Source organism: Rhodosalinus sp., from assembly GCF_046542825.1.
Lineage (GTDB): Bacteria > Pseudomonadota > Alphaproteobacteria > Rhodobacterales > Rhodobacteraceae > Rhodosalinus.
This window is the reverse complement of the sequence record NZ_JBKHAQ010000051.1, coordinates 1-18,866: the sequence shown is the minus strand read 5'-3', so window position 1 is coordinate 18,866 and position 18,866 is coordinate 1. Positions and strand designations below refer to the sequence as shown.

Below are 18,866 nucleotides of genomic sequence, written 5' to 3'. Positions count from 1 at the left end.
TAGGCGATGCGGCGCCCGGCGGCCTTGCGCCCCACCCCGTCGCGCACCGCGGCGCCGGCCAGCACCTCCAGCGCGGCGGCCATCGAGGCGGGATTGGCGTTGTAGGCCTCGTCGATGAGATCGATGGCAAGGCCGGGATCGAGCGGGTCGAGGACCACGGTCTCGCGCGCGCCACGGCCCGCGACGGGTGTCCAGCGCCCAAGGTCGGCGATGGCGAGCGCCCGGTCGAGCCCCAGCGCCCCCGCCGCCGCCAGCACCGCGAGGCCGTTCAGCGCGAAATGTCGCCCCGGCGCCGCGATCTTGTAGAGCAGCGGGCTGCGCCAGGCCCGCGCCTCGGCGACGGTCGTGCTGTCGTGGATCGTGGCGCGCAGCAGCCGGTGGTGATTGCGCGGCGCCTCGCCGAAGGTGACGATGCGCCCGGCCCCTGCGCGCCACGCGGCGTCTTCCAGGATGCCCGAGACCTCCAGGTCGCCATGCAGGATCGCCGTGCCCCCCGGCGCCAGCCCCGCGACGACCGAGGCCTTCTCCGCCGCGATCCCCTCGATCGCGCCGAAGGCCTCCAGATGCGCGGGGGCCACGGTGGTGACGATGGCCACCTCCGGGCGGGCCTGGGCGGACAGCGGCGCGATCTCGCCGGGCGCGTTCATGCCGATCTCGATGACGGCAAGTTCGGTATCGGCGGGCATCCGCGCCAGCGTCAGCGGCACGCCCCAGTGATTGTTGTAACTCGCAACCGAGGCATGCGCCCGCCCCTGCCCCGCGCAGACCGTGCGCAGCATCTCCTTGGTCGAGGTCTTGCCGACCGAGCCCGTGACCGCCACGACCCTTGCCCGCGTGCGCGCGCGGGCCGCCGCGCCCAGCGACTCCAGCCCCGTCTGCACGTCCCGCACGATCAGGAGCGGCGCGTCCTGCGTGACGCCCTCCGGCACGCGCGAGACGAGCGCGGCGGCGGCGCCCTTTTCCAGCGCCTGTGCCACGAAATCATGCCCGTCGCGCGCCGCCGTCAGCGCGACGAAGAGATCGCCTGGCGCGAGCGTCCGGGTGTCGATGGACACGCCCGTTGCCGTCCAGTCCGCCGTGGCACGGCCGCCCGTGGCGCGCGCGGCCTCGGCGGCGGTCCAGAGGCTCATGCGGTCCGCCCTTCCAGCGCGGCGACGGCAAGGCTCGCCTGCTCCGCGTCGTCGAAGGGATAGGTCACCCCGCCCACCTCCTGCCCCGTCTCGTGCCCCTTGCCGGCGATGAGCGCCGCGTCGCCGGGGCCCAGTTCGGCCACCGCGCGCAGGATGGCCTCGGCGCGGTCGCCCACCTCCTGCGCGCCCGGCGCGCCCGCCAGCACCTCTGCCCGGATCGCCGCCGGGTCTTCGCCGCGCGGGTTGTCGTCGGTGACGATGACCAGATCCGCATGGGCCGCCGCCGCCTGCCCCATCAGGGGCCGCTTGGCGCGGTCGCGGTCGCCGCCCGCGCCGATCACCGCCACCAGCCGCCCCATGACATGCGGGCGCAGCGCGCGCAGCGCGGTCGCCACCGCGTCCGGCGTATGGGCGTAATCGACGTAGACGCCCGCCCCGGTCTGGCGCGTGGCGGCAAGCTGCATCCGCCCGCGCACCGTGCGCAGACCGGCCAGCGCCTCCATCACCCGGCCCGGCGGATCGCCGCAGCCGATGGCCATGGCGGCGGCAAGCGCGGCGTTCCACGCCTGGAAATCGCCCACAAGGCCCAACCGCGCCTGGTAGGCGGCGCCGTTGTAGCCCAGCCGCAACTCCTGTCCCGCAGGGTCGCAGCGCTGCGCGAGAATGCGCAGCTCCGCTTCCTCGCCCCGGCCCACGCCGATCACCCGCTGCCCGCGGGCGCGCGCGATGGCCGCCATGTCGAAGCCACGCTCGGCGTCGAGATTGATCGCCGCCACGCCCTCCTCGCCCAGCACGCGGGCGAAGAGACCGGCCTTGGCATCGAAATAGGCGTCGAGGTCGGCGTGATAGTCGAGGTGATCCTGGCTGAAGCTGGAAAACCCCGCCACCGCCAGCACCACGCCGTCCAGCCGCCGCTGGTCGAGCCCGTGGCTGGAGGCCTCCATCGCGGCATGGGTGACTCCCGCGCGCGCGGCCTCGGCCAGCGTGCGGTGCAGCGTGACGGGCTCGGGGGTGGTGTGGCGCAGCGGCGCCTCCCAGGCGCCCTCCACGCCGGTCGTCCCGAGGTTCACCGCGCGGTGGCCCAGCGCGATCCAGATCTGGCGCAGGAAGCTTGCGACCGAGGTCTTGCCGTTGGTGCCGGTCACGGCCGCCATCACCCGCGGCTGCGCCCCGAAGAACAGCGCCGCGGCCCGCGCCAGCGCCGCGCGCGGCTCTTCGGCCACGACCAGCGCGGCGCCTGCCCGCGCCACCGCATCGCCGCACAGCGCCGCGCCCTCCGGGTCGGTCAGCACGGCCGCCGCGCCGCGGTCCAGCGCCTGGTCCACGAACCGCGCACCATGCACGCGGGTGCCGGGCATCGCCGCGAACAGGTGGCCGGCGGCCGCCTCGCGGCTGTCCACCGACAGGCCGCTGACCTCGATCCGGCCGCCGCCGCGGGCGGTCAGGCCCAGTTCCGAAAGGCTCTTCGCCCCGCTTGTCGTCCCCCGCGCCACGCGCCCCGCCTTTCAATGGTCCAGAAATACCCGTCGCACGGCCAGCCAAGTGCCGGGCGCCGGGTCAGTTCGCCGTCAGCGTTACACCTTCGAGGGGCGCGGGTTCAATCTCCGGCCTCAGGCCCAGCAGAGGCGCAACCCGTCGGGTGAGTTCCGCCGCCACCGGCACCGCCGTCCAGCCCGCCGAGCGGCGCGGCTCGGACCCGGAGGTCTCCACCGGTTCGTCGAGCGCCACGACCAGCGCATATTGCGGGTCGTCGGCGGGAAAGACGCTGGCGAAGCTGGCGATGACGCGATCCTCGAAATATCCGCCCGTGGGCCTGGGCTTGTCGGCCGTGCCGGTCTTGCCCGCCACGCGGTAGCCGCGCACCTCCGCCATGCTGGCCGTTCCTTCCGTCACCACCCGGCGCAGCATGTCCATCGAGGCCGCCGCCACATCGGGCGACAGCACGCGCGGCCCCTTGTCCGGCGCCTCCTGCCGCAAGAGCGTGGGCGTCACGCGGTGGCCACCGTTGGCAAGCGTCGCGTAGGCCGTCGCCAGGTGCAGCGGCGTGACCGAGATTCCGTGTCCGTAGGAGACGGTGACCGTCGAAAGCTCGCCCCATCGCTTCGGCACCAGCGGCGCGCCGCCACGCGCCTCGGGCATTTCCAGCGGCACGGGGTCGAGCAGGCCCAGACGATCGAGGAACTCGCGCTGCCGCTCGCCCCCGATCTGCATGGCCAGCCGCGCGGTGCCGCGGTTCGAGCTCTCCACGATGATCTCCGCGACTGAAAGCTCGCCGTAGTTCCTGTTGCGAAACTCGCGGATCGTGAAGCCGCCGATCCGCATCGGCCCGGCGGTGTCGATCACCGTGTCGGGATCGACGAGACCCAGTTCAAGCGCCTGCGCGACGGTGAAGATCTTGAAGGTCGAGCCAAGCTCGTAGACCCCCTGCACCGCGCGGTTGAAGGTCGGGCTGTCGCCCGCGTTGCCCTCGGTCGATGGCGGGGGCCGGTCGTTGGGGTCGAAGTCCGGCAGGCTGACGAGGCTCAGGACCTCGCCGCTGTGCACGTCCATCAGCACGGCTGCCGCGCCCCTGGCGTTGAAGATGCGCATCGCGCCCTCCAGCACCCGCTCGGCCGCCGCCTGCACCGTCAGGTCGAGCGACAGGGCCAGTGGCGCGCCGCCGCGCGCAGGGTCGCGCAGGAGCGCGTCGAAGGTCTTTTCCACGCCCGCGCGGCCCACGACCTCTGCCGCATGCACGCCCTCGCGCCCGAAGCCCGCGCTGCCCAGCACATGCGCGGCGATCGCGCCGTTGGGGTAGAGCCGCATCTCGCGCGGGCCGAACAGCAGGCCGGGCTCGCCGATGTCGTGCACCGCCTGTTTCTGCTCGGGACTGAGCTGGCGCCTGATCCACAGGAACTTGCGGTCGCCGGTGAAGTCCTTCAGCAGGCGCTCCTCGTCGAGTTCGGGAAAGAGCGCGGCAAGCTCGCGCGCAGCGCGCTCGGGCTCGATCATGTCCTGCGGATGGGCGTAGAGGCTGTGGGTCTCCATGTTGGTGGCCAGCACATGGCCGTGCCGGTCGGTGATGTCGGCGCGCTGCGCGATGATCGAGGCCGCCGAGGCGTGCACGCGCGGCTCCTCGGGGTCCGAGGCGGCAAGGTCGGCCATGCGCGCGCCGATCACGGCGAAGGCACAGATGAAGCCCACGCCAAGCACCGTCAGCCGGATTTCCGCCCGCTGGCGCAGCGTGTCGCGCATCGCCTCGTGGCGCAGGCGAATGTTCTCGCGCTCGATGGCGTCGGGGCTTTCGCCCCTGGCGCGCGCCTCGAGGATGCGGGCGAGCGGGCGGAGCGGGCGGCGGATCATGGCTGCAGGCCCTGCGAAGACACTTCCACGGTCCCGGTGATCGGCCCCAGGGGCGGATCCTCGGGCGGATAGGCCACCTGATCGGCGCGGCCGAACTGTTCCGGGCGGAAGGGCAGCAGTTCGAGCCTTTCGTAGCTGATCTCGGCCAGCGCCATCAGCCGGTCGGGTCGGTTGAGATAGGCCCATTCGGCGCGCAGCACGCCCAGCCGCGCGCGCGCCGCCGCGATCCGGTCCTGCAGCGCCTCGGTCTCCGAGATCGTCTGCTGGGTGCGGTAGTTCTGCTGATAGGCCCAGAAGGCCAGCCCGATCACCGCCAGCGCCGTCGTCACGAACAACAGTGTGCGCATCCCTCTATCCCCCTGTCTTTCCGCGCAGTTCCGGCAATCCCACGTCCGCTCCGGCAATCTCGCCCGCCGGCGCCTGCGTCCGTCGCGCCACCCGCAGCCGCGCGGAGCGGGCGCGCGGGTTGGTGGCGAGTTCGTCCTCGTCCGGACCCACCGCCTTCTTCGTCACCGGCTCGAAGCGCGGCGCGTCCTCTGCCGCCTCGGGCGCGAAGCGGTTGGCGCGCCCGGCCTTGCCCGCGCGCGCCTGGATGAAGCGCTTCACGATCCGGTCCTCGATGGAATGGAAGGTGACCACGGCCAGCGCGCCGCCGGGCGCAAGCGCGCGTTCCGCCGCCATGAGACCGCGGTGCAGCTCGCCCAGTTCGTCGTTGACCGCGATCCGAAGTGCCTGGAAGCTGCGGGTGGCCGGGTGCACCTGCCCCGGTTTCGGGCGCGGCAGGCAGCGTTCGACGATCCCGGCAAGCTGCAGCGTGCGTTCGATCGGCGCCTCGGCGCGCGCCTTCACGATCGCCCGCGCGATGCGCCGGCTGGCCCGTTCCTCGCCATAGACATAGAGGATATCGGCGAGCGTGGCCTCCGGCGCGGTGTTCACGATCTCTGCCGCGGTCGGTCCCTCCACCCCCATCCGCATGTCGAGCGGGCCGTCCTTCTGGAAGGAAAAGCCGCGTTCGGGGCGGTCGAGCTGCATCGACGAGACGCCAAGGTCCAGCACCACGCCCTGCAAATCCTGCCCGTGCCGGTCGAGGTTCGAGAACACGTCCCTCACGAGGATCAGCCGGTCGCCCCACGGCGCGCCCCACTCTGCCGCCATCTCCAGCGCAAGCGGGTCGCGGTCGAGGCCGATCACCCGGTCCGCGCCCGCCTCCAGCAGGCCGCGCGCATAGCCGCCCGCGCCCAGCGTGCCGTCGAGCCAGCGGCCCTCCACCGGCGCGACCAGCCTCAGCAGCGGCGCCAGCAGGACGGGGATATGCGGCGCGGGATCTGTCACCGCCTAGGCGCTCCCGCCGGTCTCGACATCCTCGTCGAAGGCGTCGAGCAGGCTGAGCGGATCCTCGTCCCCCAGCTCGTCGAACAGCTCTTCGACCCGCGCCTCTTCCTCGGCGTAGATGTCGGGGCTCCAGATCTCGAACTTTTCAAGCGCCGCGACGAAGCGCGCCTCGCCCTTGATGCCGAACCGCTCGCGCAGCGCCTGGCTCAGAACGATGCGCCCGTTGTCGTCGAGCGTGGTGTCGATCACGTCGCGGCTGTAGAGCCGGGTCAGCAGCCTGTAGGCATCGGACCGCTTAGGCATCCGCCGGATGTTGCGGGCAATGCGCTCGATCTCGACGATGGGGAAGCATTCGAGGCGGCGGCTTTCGCGGTCGCCGTGGGCGATCGCCACGCGCGGCGCGCGGCCCGGCTCCCACTCGGGGTCGCCCGCCTCGAGCACGCGACGGAAGCCGGCCGGGATCGAGACCCGGCCCTTGCCGTCCACCTTGTGGAGACTGTCGCCTCTGAAGGTGAGACTCACCTGCTTCCGCCTCCGCTCTCGCTCGCCCGCGTGCGCGCCCCGCATGTCTCTGGCGGCGCAACGAAAAACGGCGGATCGGGCTGCTGCCATGGCCCGATCCGCCGCCCTCGTCCCGTCGCCGGGCTGTCCGGTTGCGCAGTGTCACCTGGGGGGATGTCTGCTGCCTGCGCCCCGGATCTCTTCAGTCTTGATGAAGGGGTGTTGCCTGTATGAAACCCGCTGCCCTTTTCGGGTCTGTGCGGCGGTTCGTTCTCACTGCCTCGTTCTGTCCCGCTTCATGTCTCAATGATTGGCATGGGGGTGCGTGGGAAGCAACAACTTTTTATGGTATTGAGTGGGACAACTTGGGATTTCTCTACGATCCCGCCCCACCTGCATGGGACAGGCGCCTGAACGACGGCCCGCAGCCTCAAGATGTTGGGAGGCGCCCCAAATTTGCCGCAAAATATGGCTGGGCGCCTGCAGGCACGCCCCAAACGGCCACCTGTGTCCGGAATGCAACTTTGAGGCGCGATATCTCCCGAACGCGGCGCTTTTCCGTCCCGGCCCATGATTCGGCCCCGGATCCGGCCTCCGACTCGCGATCGTCCCATGCGGTGGCATGGCGCCCCATGCCACGAGATGGCGGAGATGGTCTTTCCGGACGTCTGCCCCACACAGTCAGGCGCGCCGGCGGGCGAAAACCGTGCGCGCGCGGATCGAACCGTTCACGCAGCGCCGTGAAATCGGTCAGCAGCCTTCGTGGATGCCAAAAATTAGGTCAGCAGGGCATATGCATTTGCTGCATGGCAGCATTGACGATCCAGCCATTGTGCAACTGCAGCATCCGGATAAATATCACCTCAACGGCGGCGGGAACGAACGCCCGGCGCCAAGGGAACAGAGTTCAGAAAGCCCTCTCCTCCTCCCTGGGTTTTCTGTGACTTGCGGCGGCGCCTCTCCTCCTCCCTGGCGCCGCCGCCCCTTACACCGGGCAGCCCTTCGGGGGTGTCCGCAAAGGATCGGGGCGCTCTCTCCTCCTCCCTGAGCGCTTCGTGAACAGGCTGCGGCGCCGCTCCTCCTCCCTGGCGTCGCAGCCACCTCATTCGGGGTGCGCGGCAAGCCGCCCCACGTCGGATCGGAGCGCCCTTCCTCCTCCCTGGGCGTTTCGTGAAAGAGAGCGGTGGCGCCTTCCTCCTCCCTGGCGCCGCCGCTCTTGTCCTTTCTGAGGTGTGTTATCCCTTCGGAGGCGCGTCGCGGATCATTCGGAGGCGCACCGCGGGTCAGAAGGGGATGTCGTCCGCCGCGGTCACGAAACGCGCGACCACCTTCTTCGGCCCCGCCTTCTCGAAGTCGATCTCCAGCTTGTCGCCCTCGATGCCGATGACCGCGCCGTAGCCGAACTTCTGGTGAAAGACGCGCTCGCCCACCGCGTAGGCGCTGACCGCCTGCAGGTCGATGACGCTGTGGCGCGACTCGCGCGGCTGGCTCACGGGCCGGTCGCCCGCGCGGGCCTGCATCCGCTTCCAGCCGGGCGAGTTGTAGACGTCGGCGCGCGATGCCGCGACCTCGATGCCCCGCGGCGCGGCCGCACCGTAGCCCCCGCCATAGAGCCCCGGCGGCGTCAGCACCTCGACATGCTCTTCGGGCAGTTCGTCCACGAAGCGCGAGGGCAGTTGCGACTGCCACTGGCCATAGACGCGGCGGTTTCCGGCAAAGGAGATGGTGGCAAGCTCGCCCGCCCGGGTGATGCCGACGTAGGCAAGCCGGCGCTCTTCCTCGAGCCCCTTGAGCCCCGATTCGTCCATCGCGCGCTGGGACGGAAAGAGCCCGTCCTCCCACCCCGGCAGGAAGACCGCCGGAAACTCCAGCCCCTTGGCGGCGTGCAGCGTCATGACGCTGACCTTCTCGCCCTCGCCCTCGGCCTCGTTGTCCATGATGAGGCTGACATGCTCCAGGAACCCGGTGAGGTTTTCGAACTCTTCGAGCGCCTTCACCAGTTCCTTGAGGTTTTCCAGCCGACCCGGCGCCTCGGGCGTCTTGTCGTTCTGCCACATCGCCGTGTAGCCGGATTCGTCGAGGATGATCTCGGCAAGTTCGACGTGGGAAAGATCCGGGTCGCCCGCCATCCGGCCCCAGCGGTCGATCCCGTCAAGCAGTTTCGCAAGCTCCGCCGCCCCCTTGCCCGAAATCCCGCGCTCGGCCAGCAGCCGCTTGGCGCCCTCCACAAGGCTCACGCCTGCCGCGCGGGCCGTCAGCTGGATCTTCTGCTGCGCCTTGTCGCCAAGGCCCCGCTTGGGCGTGTTCACAACCCGCTCGAAGGCAAGGTCGTCGGCGGGCGAGACGGTGAGGCGGAAGTAGGCCATCGCATCGCGGATCTCCATCCGCTCGTAGAAGCGCGGGCCGCCGATCACGCGATAGGGCAGCCCGATGGTCAGGAACCGGTCCTCGAAGGCGCGCATCTGGTGGCTCGCGCGCACGAGAATCGCGATCTCGTCCAGGCCGAAGGGCCGCATTCCCCGCGTGCCGCGCTGCATCGACTCGATCTCTTCCCCGATCCAGCGCGCCTCTTCCTCGCCGTCCCAGTGGCCGATCAGGCGGACCTTCTCGCCCTCCCGCGCCTCGGTCCACAGCGTCTTGCCCAGCCGGTCGCGGTTGGCCGAGATGACCCCCGAGGCGGCGGCAAGGATATGCGGGGTGGAGCGGTAGTTCTGCTCCAGCCGGATCACCTGCGCGCCCGGAAAATCCTTTTCGAAGCGCAGGATGTTGCCCACCTCCGCGCCGCGCCAGCCATAGATCGACTGGTCGTCGTCGCCCACGCAGCAGATGTTGTGATGCCCGCCCGCCAGCAGGCGCAGCCAGAGATACTGCGCGACGTTCGTGTCCTGATACTCGTCCACAAGGATGTAGCGGAACCAGCGGCGGTACTGCTCCAGCACGTCGTCATGCGTCTGGAAGATCGTGACCATGTGCAGCAGCAGGTCGCCGAAATCGACCGCGTTCAGCTCCCGCAGCCGCGCCTGGTAGAGCGCGTAAAGCTCGACGCCGCGGTTGTCGAAGGCGCCGGCCTCTGCCGCGGGCACGCGGTCCGGCGTCCAGGCGCGGTTCTTCCAGTGGTCGATGATCCCGGCAAGCTGGCGGGGCGGCCAGCGCTTCTCGTCGATATTCGCGGCCTGGATCAACTGCCGCATCAGACGGATCTGGTCGTCCGTGTCCAGGATGGTGAAGCTGGACTTCAGCCCGGCCAGTTCCGCGTGCCGCCGCAGGAGCTTCACGCAGATCGCGTGAAAGGTGCCCAGCCAGGGCATCCCTTCCACCGCCTCGCCCATGAGCCGGCCGATGCGGGTCTTCATCTCGCGCGCGGCCTTGTTGGTGAAGGTCACGGCAAGGATCTCGTTGGGCCGCGCGCGCCCGGTGTTCAGAAGATGCGCGATGCGCGTGGTCAGCGCCTTCGTCTTGCCGGTGCCCGCGCCCGCGAGCATCAGCACGGGACCGTCCAGCGCCTCGACCGCGGCGCGCTGCGCCGGGTTGAGTTCGTCGAGATAGGGGGCCGCGCGCGCGGTCATGGCGCGCTGGCTCAGCGGGGTCTGGGGGGCGCTGCTCATACCTGCAATGTAGCGCAGCCAGCCCGAGGGCGAAAGATCGTGTTCGGTTAATGTTCCACACCCTTCACAGCGGCCATATCAGCGGGATCATCAGCGACGAGATCGCCCCGACGCTCAGGTTGAGCGGAATCCCCACCTTCATGAAATCGGTGAAGAGATAGCCGCCCGGGCCATAGACCAGCGTGTTGGTCTGATAGCCGATGGGCGTGGCGAAACTGGCAGAGGCCGCGATCATCACCGCCACCACCAGCGGGCGGGGGTCGATCCCCATCGCCTGTGCAAGCCCGATGGCGATGGGGGTGACCACGACGGCCACGGCATTGTTGGACACAAGTTCGGTCAGCAGCGAGGTCAGCAGAAAGACCGCCCAGATCACCAGCGGCCCCGGCAGAGCGGACACGAAGGGCGCGACGGCATCCACGATCAGCGCCACCGCGCCCGAGCTTTCCAGCGCCGCGCCCACCGCCAGCATGGCGAAGATCAGCGCCAGAAGCCGCCCCTCCACGAAGGAAAACGCCTCCTCCGCGTCGATGCAGCGCGACAGCAGCACCACGGCGACCGCGACCACCGCCAGCAGCAGGATCGGCGCCACGCCCAGCGCGGCGAGTCCCACGATCCCCAGAAGCGCGGCCAGCGCGACGGGCGCATGGCCGCGGCGAAAGGCGCGCGCGGAGGGGTGCGACACGTCCACGAGGCCCATCTCCTGCGCCAGCCGCTTGATGTCCTCTGGCGTGCCTTCCAGCAGCAGGGTGTCGCCCACCCGCACCACCAGATCATCGATCTTGCGCCCGATGTTCTGGTTTCTCCGGTGCACCGCCAGCGGATAGACCCCGTAGCGGCGGCGCAGGCGCAGATCGCCAAGGCGGCGCCCCACCATGCGCGCACCCGGCGTGATCAGCACCTCGACCGTCGTCGTCTCCCTGGCAGAGATCTGGTCCACGCGCTTGAGCGACTTGTTGCGCTGCAGGCTCAGAAGCTCGGTCATCTGCGTGCGCAGCACCACGCGATCACCCACCTGAAGCGTCACGCCCTCCAGGTTGCGGCGCAACGATTCGTCGCCGCGGATCACGTCCACCAGCCGCACGCCCTCGCGCTTGAAGAGCTGCACGCCCAGCACCTCGCGCCCGATCAGGTTCGAATCCGGCGGGATCACCGCCTCGGTGAAGAACTTCATGCGTGACCGGTCCGACAGCAGGTCCGCCATGCTGTCACGTTCCGGCAGGAGGCGGGGACCGATGAACCGCAGGTAGATCATGCCCCAGGCGACGAGGACGATCGCCAGCGGCGTGACCTCGAAGATCGTGAAGGGCGCAAGACCCTGGCTACGCGCCACGCCGTCCACCAGCAGGTTGGTGGAGGTGCCGATCAGCGTGAGCGTGCCGCCAAGGATCGCGGCATAGGAAAGCGGGATCAGCAGCTTGGAGGCCGACACGCCCAGGCTGCGGGCGAGCTGGACGAAGACCGGGATCATCACCACCACGACGGGCGTGTTGTTCATCACCGCAGAGCCGACGATCACGAAGCCCATCAGCATCGCGATCGCAAGGCGCGGGTTGGTCCGCGCCTGCCGGTCCGCCACGCTGGTGAAGGCGTCGAGCGCGCCCGTTCGCACCAGCGCGCCCACGACGAGGAACATCGCCGCGATGGTCCAGGGCGCGGGGTTCGACAGCACGTCGAGCGCGGCGTCATAGGGCAGCACGCCGGTGACGAGCAGCACCGCGACGCCGCCGATGGCAACCACCTCGGTCGGATAGGCCTCGCGCACGAAAAGCGCGAACATCGCCACCAGAACGGCAAGCGCAAGGATCGCCTCGCCCGTCTGGCCGAGTTCCAACATGCCAGTCACACCTGCCCCCGCAGTCAGCGCCGCGGGGCAGTATCCGGCAGCGGCACGACCGGCGCAAGCACACCCCTGGGCCGCGGCTGGACGAGGAAAAGCCCCGTCAGCATCAGCGCGAGCGCCGCCCAGACCCAGCCGGAATAGGCCTCTCCCAGCAGGAGCTTGGCCCAGAGTATCCCCCAGAGCGTGACCAGATAGGCCGTCTGCGCGGCAAAGACCGAGCCCGCGCGACCGACGAGCCAGACATAGGTCGCATAGACGGCCGCGTGAATGGCTCCGATCCCAAGAACGGCAAGGTCGCGCAACCCCCAGGGCGGGCGCGGGTCGATCCACTGTCCGGTGCCCACCGCGAGCGGCAGGGCCAGAACCGTGCCCACGACCGAGGCGCCCAGCAGGGTCTGGATCGCGTCCAGCCCCTCGGTGCCTTTCCTGGCGACGTAGTTGCCCTCGATCGCATAGAAAAAGGGCGCGATCAGCGCGACGGGCACCCAGAGGATCATCGCCGGGTCCGGCAGGCTCGATTCGGGCGCGACGATCAGCACGACGCCGGCAAGCCCTGCGACGAGCCCCGCGAAGCGCAGGGGCGAGAAGCGGTCGATCCCGATGGCAAGCGCGATGGGAAAGGCGAACATCGGCACCAGCGACACGAGGATCGAAAGCACGCCGGCAGGCAGATGACCCACCGCCTGGTAACTCGCCGAGTTGGGAAGGATGGTCCCGATCAGCGCGATGATGACGTAGAGCCGCTGGTGCCGCGGCGCGAAGGGCAGCCCCTTGCCGCGCGCAAGGTTCAGCGCGCCCAGCAGGACGGCGCCCAGCGCCAGTTGCCAGAACACGAGCCCGAAGTGGCTGTAGCCGCTGGTGACCGCGATCTTGGCGAGTGGCTGGGTGATCCCCCAGCCCGCGCCCAGCAGCACGAGCACGGCCACCAGGCCCCAGCGTTCGGCCCCGGTCACGGCATGGCCTCCGCCAGCCGCCCACCCAGCCGTACGGGCGCGAGGCGCGTCGCCGCGCCCGTTCGGTCGTCGGTCTCGACGTAGGTGCCTGACAGGGTGGCCTCGCCCTCGGCCGGAGCGAAGCGCCCCTTCGCCATGCCGGTCACGAAGCGGCGCATCGGCTCCGTCTTGTCCATGCCGATGACGGAGTTGTAGTCGCCGCACATGCCCGCATCCGACTGGAAGGCGGTGCCGCCGGGCAGGATCTGCGCGTCCGCCGTGGGCACATGGGTGTGCGTGCCCACAACGAGGCTCGCGCGCCCGTCGCAGAAATGCCCCATGCCCATCTTTTCGGAGGTCGCCTCGCAATGCATGTCGACAAGGCTGGCCTGCACCATGCCGCCGCGGGGATGGGCGCGCAGCACGCGGTCGATCTCGCTGAACGGATCGTCGAAGGGGCGGTTCATGAAGACCCGGCCCAGCGCCTGAGCGACCAGCACCTTGCGCCCCTGCGTGGCGGTGAAGACGCCGTGCCCCCGGCCCGGCGCGCCCCGGGCGAAGTTGAGCGGGCGCAGGATGCGCGGCTCGGTCTCGATGAAGCCGAGCATGTCCTTCTGATCGAAGGCGTGATCGCCCAGCGTCAGCACGTCCGCGCCCGCCTCGAGCAGAAGCTTCGCGTGCTCGCCCGTGAGCCCCATGCCGTGGCTCGCGTTCTCGGCGTTGACCACGACGAAATCGAGCCGCCAGTCGGCGCGCAGCTTGGGCAGCCATCCGGTCACCGCCCGACGGCCCGCCCGGCCCATCACGTCGCCCAGAAACAGTATTCTCATGCCAAACGGGCCTAGGGCGGCGGCGCCGGGCCGGCAAGGGGGAAAGCGCGGGGCGCAGCGCCGGTGCCGTTACAGGGGGCTGTCTGCCCCCTCTTGGCCTGCGGCCAATTCACCCCCCGAGGGTATTTCCGGCAAGAGGAAGGAATCCTGCCGGTGCCCCGCCCCTTGGACAGCACAGCGCACGGCTCAGAAGGTCAGCACGCCCTTTTCCGTCACGATCATGTCGAGGGGTTCGTCGGTCGGCTCGCGCGGGAGGTCCGCTGTCTCCTGCGCGGCATAGGCGAAGCCGATGGCGGTGACCGGGCCGCGGGCCCTGAGCGCGGCGAGCGTGCGGTCGTAGAAGCCACCGCCGTAGCCCAGCCGCCCGCCGGCCCGGTCGAAGGCCACGAGCGGCACGATCAGCACCTCGGGCACCATCAGCGCTTCGGCCTCCGGCACCGCGGCGCCGAAGGGGCCGGGCATCAGCGCGCCCTCGGGCGTCCAGTGCGAGAAGACCAGCGGCTGGCCCTTGCCGCGGATCACCGGCACGCCCACCGGCCCGTGGCGGGCGGCCTCGGCCATCGCAGGGCGGGGATCGATCTCGGTGCGGATCGGCAGGTAGCCCGCCAGCGGGCGGCCAAGGTGCCGGGCGAGCACACGGATCAGGTGGTGCGCAGGCTCTGCGGGCCTTGCCGCGTGGGCGGTCCGCCGGCGCGCGAAGGCCGCTTCGCGGGCGGCGCGCTTGGCTTCTGCCGGCGTCGTCATCGCAGCCCCCGGCAGACCAGACCGGGCAAAACCGCGCCACGCGCCTCGCCAGGGGCGGTCGGGTTCGGACACAAGGGTCCTTGCGGCCCGGAGTCTTGCAGGTCCGCGGCCAGGCGGGGCGGCACCGGGACATCGCCGGTCTTGCGAACGCCCCGAACCGTCCCGCCGGCCGTCACAGCAGCACCATGCTGGCAAGACCCAGGAAGGTGAAGAAACCCACGACATCGGTGATCGTCGTCACGAAGGGCCCCGAGGCCAGCGCCGGGTCGATGCCGAAGCGGTCGAGCAGGATCGGGATGGCGATCCCGCCCAGCGCCGCGGCGATTTGGGTGAGCAGCATCGCCAGCGCGATCACCGCGGCCAGCATCGGCACGCCGAACCAGACCGCCGCCACCCCCGCCATCACGAGGCCGAAGAGCGCCCCGTTGAGCGCGCCCACCGTCACCTCGCGCCCCGCCACGCGCAGCGCGTTCTGCGCCGTCAGGTCGCGCGTCGCGATCGAGCGCACGGCGACGGTCATCGTCTGGGTGCCCGCGTTGCCGCCCATCGAGGCCACGATCGGCATCAGAACGGCCAGCGCCACCATCTGGTCGATGGTGTCGGCGAAGAGGTCGATGACGAGCGAGGCGAAGATCGCCGTCAGCAGGTTGACGAAGAGCCAGGTGGCCCGCCCGCGCGCGGCCTGCAGCACCGTGTCCGACAGGCTCGCCTCCTCCACCACGCCGCCGAGGCGCAGGATATCCTCCTCGTGCTCCTCGTCGAGCACGGCCATGGCGTCGTCGATGGTGATCATGCCGACGAGGCGCTCGCTCTCGTCCACCACCGGCGCCGAGATCAGGTGATACTGATTGAAGGCATAGGCCACGTCGGTTTCGCTGTCGGTGGCGGGAAAGACGCGGAACACCTCCTCGACGATGTCCTTGAGCGCCACGCTGCGGCGCGAGGACATGATGCGCCCCAGCGTGACGTTGCCGACGGGCCGCATCTTCGGGTCCACGAGGAAGACGTGGTAGAACTGGTTGGGCAGATCCTCGCGCTCGCGCATGTGATCGATGGCCTGCCCCACGGTCCAGTGTTCGGGCGCCATGACCAGTTCGCGCTGCATCAGGCGGCCGGCGGAATACTCCGGGTAGGTGAGCGATTGCTGCACCGCGATGCGCTCGGGCGCGTCGAGAGCGCCCAGGATCGCGCTGCGCTGCGCTTCCTCGAGATCCTCGAGCAGGTCCACCACGTCGTCCGAATCGAGGTCGCGCACCGCCTCGAGCAGAATCTCCGGCGACAGAAGGCCAATCACCTCCTCGCGCAGGCCTTCCTCGAGTTCCGAGAGGAGCTCGCCCCCGATCCGGTCGCCGGCAAGCGCGACGAATCGGCGCCGGTCCTGGGGGGTGATCTGTTCGATCAGGTCCGCGACGTCGGCCGGGTGCAGCGGCTCCATCTGTGCGATGAGCGCGTCGCGGTCCTGCACGTCGAGCGCATGAAGGATCGCGGTGACGCGGCGCCGGTCGAGGGCATAGGCGTCCCCGTCCCCGGTCCGGCTTTCCGGCGCGATCTGATCGGCATCGTCGGTCATTGCGCGGCCCCATCAGGCGGTCGCGCGGACCATAGGGGATGCCGCTGCCAAGCGACAGGGCCGGTGTCCCGTCAGGCGTCCGACAGGAGCGCCAGCGCCTGCCGGTGCAGCGCCGGGTCCGCCGCCGCCAGCACGCGGCCGCCGCCATGCGCAGGGCCCCCGCGCCAGTCCGTGACGATACCGCCGGCCGCGGCAATCACGGCCATCGGCGCGTGGATGTCGTAGGGCTTGAGGCCTGCCTCGATCACGAGGTCGATCTGTCCCGCGGCAAGCATCGCGTAGGCGTAGCAGTCCATGCCATAGCGGGTCAGTTGCACGCGCTTCGAAACCCGGGCGAACGCCGCCTGCTCCTCGGCGCTGCCGATCTCCGGGAAGGTCGTGGCGAGCGTGGCCTGAGCGAGGCTGCGCCCGCGGCGCACGCCAAGCGGGCGTATGCCCTGCGGCCCCTCCAGGTCGGCCCGTCCAAGCCCGCCGCGGAACCGCTCTCCGGTGTAGGGCTGATCGACCAGACCGAAGACAGGGCCATCCGCGCGCGACAGCGCGATCAGCACGCCCCAGGTGGGCGAACCGCACAGGAATGCGCGGGTGCCGTCGATCGGATCGAGCACCCAGGTCAGCCCGGAGGTGCCGTCCTTTGCCCCGAACTCCTCCCCGACGATCGCATCTGCCGGCCGGTCACGCGCGAGAATATCGCGCATCGCCGCTTCGGCATCGCGGTCGGCCTGGGTGACGGGATCGTAGCCGCCGAGGCCCTTGCTGGAGACATCCATCGCGGCTTCGCGGAAATGCGGCAGGATGGCAGCGCGCGCCGCATCTGCCAGACGGTCCGCAAGCGCCGAGATGGCATCGGGGTCGATACCGGCGGCATCGGCTGGCCCGGGCGCATTATCCGCCATGCAGAGGCGACGACCCGGCCTCAGGCCACGTCGCTCAGCACGCGGGCAAGCTCGAACAGGCGGCGGCGCTGATTCTCGGGAATCGCGTAATAGGACCGGACGAGATCGAGCGCCTCCTTGTCGTCGAGCAGATTGTCGGGAAAGGCCGCCCTTCTGACCGGCACGGCGTCTTCCTCTTCGGCGAGGCCCTCGAAGAAGAAGCTGACGTGGACCTGCAGCGCATCGGCGATATCCCACAGCCGCGACGCACTGACGCGGTTCGCGCCCGTTTCATACTTCTGGATCTGCTGGAACTTGATACCCACCCGTTCGGCGAGCTGCTGCTGAGTCATGCCCGCCAGCCAGCGCCGCTGGCGGATCTTCTTGCCGACATGCACGTCAACAGGATGCGCCATTTTTCACCTCTTCGCACGCAACTTCCGGTTGGCAGCCGAAGCGCTGCCTTGAACCAAACACGACTATAATCTCTCGTTTTCGAACGCAGGCGCACGAGCTGTATCCCACTCTCTCGCATGCCCCTCCTCCACCTTGGCGAGCATAGCGTGCGCTGAATGTATCGCAAGGTCAATGCACGCTGGCCCAAGGTAACGTATGACGAACATTCAATCCAAGGTGGAGAAAAAAATGGGCTTCCGTTGGGTCAATTCCTGATCTTGATGCGGCGGGCTGCGGGCGGTTGCGTGACGGGACGTCCGCGGTGCACCCTGTGCCGGACCCAAAGAGGCAAGGAAGATGCGCGCGTTTCACGTCACCGCGGCAGGGGCGGCGCCTGCCCTGTCGGACCTGCCCGTGCCGCGGCCCGGCCCGGGCGAGATCCTGGTCCGGATCGCGGCCTGCGGCCTGAACTTCGCAGACCTGCTGATTCTCGAGGGCACCTATCAGGACACGCCCGCGGCCCCCTTCACGCTCGGGATGGAGGTCGCGGGCACCGTCGAGGCGCTGGGTCCGGGGGTGGACGGTCCAGCGCCGGGCACCCGTGTCGCCGTCTTCGGCGGACAGGGCGGGCTGGCAGAATATGGCTGCTTTCCGGCCGATCGGGCCGTGCCGCTGCCCGAGGGCATGGACGAGATCACCGGCGCCGCCTTCCAGATCGCCTATGGCACCAGCCATGTGGCGCTTTCCCGTCGCGCGCGGCTTCGCGCCGGCGAACGGCTGCTCGTGCTGGGCGCGGCGGGGGGCGTGGGCCTGACCGCGGTCGAGATCGGCAAGGTGATGGGCGCGGAGGTCGTCGCCTGCGCGCGCGGCGAGGAGAAGCTGGAGGTCGCGCGGCGCGCCGGCGCCGACCATCTGGTGCCGGCCGACCCGGACGAGCTGCGCGCGCGGCTCAAGGCGCTGGGCGGTGCCGACGTGGTCTACGATCCCGTGGGCGGCGCGCTCTTCGACGCGGCCTTTCGCGCCTGCCGGCCCGAGGCGCGGCTGCTCTCGATCGGCTTCGCCAGCGGCGAGGTGCCGCGGATCAGGGCCAATCACCTGCTGGTCAAGAACCTGACGGTGATGGGCTTCTACTGGGGCGGCTACATGGCGTTCCGCCCCGAGGTGGTGCGCGACAGCCTCGCGGAGCTCATGCGCTGGCACGGCGCGGGCAGGCTGCACCCCCACGTCAGCCACGTCCTGCCGCTCGACCGCGTGGAAGAGGGGCTGGCCCTGCTGAAAGAGCGGAAGTCCACCGGCAAGGTGGTGATCCGCATCGCCTGAGGTCAGAGCCCGCGGTAGCCCTCGCGGATCGGGTCCCTGGGGGATCCGGCCACCGGCGGCAGGCCCGCCGCGCGGCCGTAAATCGCGATCTTCGGCTCGCCCGGATCGGGCAGCGCGCCACCGGTCGCGATGCATGCCAGGTGCCTCGGCTCGGCCCCCTCCTGCATCGAGGCGATGACAGGATCGGCGCTGACCGTGCCCTCTATCGTCCTGTCGCTGTCCGATTCGACGGCCATCTCCCCGGAGATGCCCGCCGCCTCCAGCGTCGCGATGTCGCCGCGTCGGAAGGTGCAGTGCCGGCAATAGGCGAGCCGCAGCGGGCGCTGCCGCCAGGCCGCGCTGCCCGGCGCGCCGACCCAGCGCAGCGGCACCTCCCGCAGCACCTCGCAGCTCGGGCCGACCTCCGATTCGGTTGTCAGGATCAGGTCGCAGTCGCCAAGCGCCAA

The 18,866-nt window shown here is 70.1% G+C and carries 15 protein-coding genes and 1 pseudogene; 1 reads left to right on the top strand and 15 read right to left on the bottom strand.

Annotation, left to right across the window (positions count from 1 at the left end):
* The 14 genes from ACLFOB_RS08495 to ACLFOB_RS08430 all read right to left on the bottom strand — a co-directional run.
* A partial coding sequence (locus tag ACLFOB_RS08495; RefSeq protein WP_410925799.1) for a UDP-N-acetylmuramoyl-tripeptide--D-alanyl-D-alanine ligase occupies positions 1-1,130 on the bottom strand: 1,130 nt, incomplete at its 3' end.
* Entirely contained in the window at positions 1,127-2,623 is a 1,497-nt protein-coding gene (locus tag ACLFOB_RS08490) for a UDP-N-acetylmuramoyl-L-alanyl-D-glutamate--2,6-diaminopimelate ligase (protein WP_410925798.1), read from the bottom strand. The genes ACLFOB_RS08495 and ACLFOB_RS08490, both read right to left, overlap by 4 nt.
* A gap of 64 nt (positions 2,624-2,687) precedes the next feature.
* Positions 2,688-4,472, bottom strand: coding sequence for a peptidoglycan D,D-transpeptidase FtsI family protein (locus ACLFOB_RS08485; RefSeq protein ID WP_410925797.1), 1,785 nt, complete (start codon positions 4,470-4,472; stop codon positions 2,688-2,690).
* A complete protein-coding gene (locus ACLFOB_RS08480) occupies positions 4,469-4,819 on the bottom strand; it encodes a cell division protein FtsL (RefSeq protein ID WP_410925796.1) in 351 nt (116 codons plus the stop codon). Before ACLFOB_RS08480 ends, ACLFOB_RS08485 begins: the two co-directional genes overlap by 4 nt.
* A gap of 4 nt (positions 4,820-4,823) precedes the next feature.
* Entirely contained in the window at positions 4,824-5,804 is a 981-nt protein-coding gene (gene rsmH, locus ACLFOB_RS08475) for a 16S rRNA (cytosine(1402)-N(4))-methyltransferase RsmH (protein WP_410917245.1), read from the bottom strand.
* Between the two features lie 3 nt (positions 5,805-5,807).
* Positions 5,808-6,326 carry a division/cell wall cluster transcriptional repressor MraZ gene (locus ACLFOB_RS08470; protein WP_410925795.1) on the bottom strand — a complete coding sequence of 173 codons (519 nt, stop codon included), beginning with the start codon at positions 6,324-6,326 and terminating at the stop codon, positions 5,808-5,810.
* Between the two features lie 1,262 nt (positions 6,327-7,588).
* Positions 7,589-9,910 (bottom strand): ATP-dependent helicase, encoded by a 2,322-nt coding sequence (locus tag ACLFOB_RS08465; RefSeq protein ID WP_410925794.1) that lies wholly within the window; start codon positions 9,908-9,910, stop codon positions 7,589-7,591.
* A gap of 64 nt (positions 9,911-9,974) precedes the next feature.
* Positions 9,975-11,747, bottom strand: a complete 1,773-nt coding sequence (locus ACLFOB_RS08460) for an SLC13 family permease (RefSeq protein WP_410925793.1) — start codon at positions 11,745-11,747, stop codon at positions 9,975-9,977.
* 23 nt (positions 11,748-11,770) lie between these two features.
* The gene (locus tag ACLFOB_RS08455; RefSeq protein ID WP_410925792.1) at positions 11,771-12,706 is read right to left on the bottom strand and encodes a DMT family transporter; all 936 of its coding nucleotides are present in this window, start codon (positions 12,704-12,706) and stop codon (positions 11,771-11,773) included.
* Complete coding sequence (locus tag ACLFOB_RS08450) at positions 12,703-13,515, bottom strand: YmdB family metallophosphoesterase (protein WP_410925791.1); 813 nt, start codon at positions 13,513-13,515, stop codon at positions 12,703-12,705. Before ACLFOB_RS08450 ends, ACLFOB_RS08455 begins: the two co-directional genes overlap by 4 nt.
* Positions 13,516-13,701: 186 nt before the next feature.
* Positions 13,702-14,259 carry a 5-formyltetrahydrofolate cyclo-ligase gene (locus ACLFOB_RS08445; protein WP_410925790.1) on the bottom strand — a complete coding sequence of 186 codons (558 nt, stop codon included), beginning with the start codon at positions 14,257-14,259 and terminating at the stop codon, positions 13,702-13,704.
* 172 nt (positions 14,260-14,431) lie between these two features.
* A complete protein-coding gene (gene mgtE / locus ACLFOB_RS08440) occupies positions 14,432-15,829 on the bottom strand; it encodes a magnesium transporter (RefSeq protein ID WP_410917607.1) in 1,398 nt (465 codons plus the stop codon).
* A 71-nt stretch (positions 15,830-15,900) separates the two neighbouring features.
* A complete protein-coding gene (hisN, locus tag ACLFOB_RS08435) occupies positions 15,901-16,725 on the bottom strand; it encodes a histidinol-phosphatase (protein ID WP_410925789.1) in 825 nt (274 codons plus the stop codon).
* A gap of 20 nt (positions 16,726-16,745) precedes the next feature.
* Positions 16,746-17,120 carry a helix-turn-helix domain-containing protein gene (locus ACLFOB_RS08430; protein ID WP_410917605.1) on the bottom strand — a complete coding sequence of 125 codons (375 nt, stop codon included), beginning with the start codon at positions 17,118-17,120 and terminating at the stop codon, positions 16,746-16,748.
* A 337-nt stretch (positions 17,121-17,457) separates the two neighbouring features.
* Between ACLFOB_RS08430 and ACLFOB_RS08425 the strand changes: the two genes are divergently transcribed.
* Positions 17,458-18,420: an NADPH:quinone oxidoreductase family protein gene (locus ACLFOB_RS08425; RefSeq protein WP_410925788.1), complete on the top strand. Its 963-nt coding sequence runs from the start codon at positions 17,458-17,460 to the stop codon at positions 18,418-18,420.
* 2 nt (positions 18,421-18,422) lie between these two features.
* On the opposite strand, the pseudogene ACLFOB_RS08420 reads toward ACLFOB_RS08425, so the two are convergent.
* Positions 18,423-18,866, bottom strand: a pseudogene (locus tag ACLFOB_RS08420) (LysR family transcriptional regulator); the annotation flags it as partial.

Excerpts from the sequence above, each read along its gene's own strand:
- ACLFOB_RS08485 (WP_410925797.1), bottom strand. The coding sequence starts at position 4,472 with ATGATCCGCCGCCCGCTCCGCCCGCTCGCCCGCATCCTCGAGGCGCGC.
- ACLFOB_RS08480 (WP_410925796.1), bottom strand. The coding sequence starts at position 4,819 with ATGCGCACACTGTTGTTCGTGACGACGGCGCTGGCGGTGATCGGGCTG.
- ACLFOB_RS08465 (WP_410925794.1), bottom strand. The coding sequence starts at position 9,910 with ATGAGCAGCGCCCCCCAGACCCCGCTGAGCCAGCGCGCCATGACCGCG.
- ACLFOB_RS08460 (WP_410925793.1), bottom strand. The coding sequence starts at position 11,747 with ATGTTGGAACTCGGCCAGACGGGCGAGGCGATCCTTGCGCTTGCCGTT.
- ACLFOB_RS08450 (WP_410925791.1), bottom strand. The coding sequence starts at position 13,515 with ATGAGAATACTGTTTCTGGGCGACGTGATGGGCCGGGCGGGCCGTCGG.
- ACLFOB_RS08445 (WP_410925790.1), bottom strand. The coding sequence starts at position 14,259 with ATGACGACGCCGGCAGAAGCCAAGCGCGCCGCCCGCGAAGCGGCCTTC.
- mgtE (WP_410917607.1), bottom strand. The coding sequence starts at position 15,829 with ATGACCGACGATGCCGATCAGATCGCGCCGGAAAGCCGGACCGGGGAC.
- hisN (WP_410925789.1), bottom strand. The coding sequence starts at position 16,725 with ATGGCGGATAATGCGCCCGGGCCAGCCGATGCCGCCGGTATCGACCCC.
- ACLFOB_RS08430 (WP_410917605.1), bottom strand. The coding sequence starts at position 17,120 with ATGGCGCATCCTGTTGACGTGCATGTCGGCAAGAAGATCCGCCAGCGG.
- ACLFOB_RS08425 (WP_410925788.1), top strand. The coding sequence starts at position 17,458 with ATGCGCGCGTTTCACGTCACCGCGGCAGGGGCGGCGCCTGCCCTGTCG.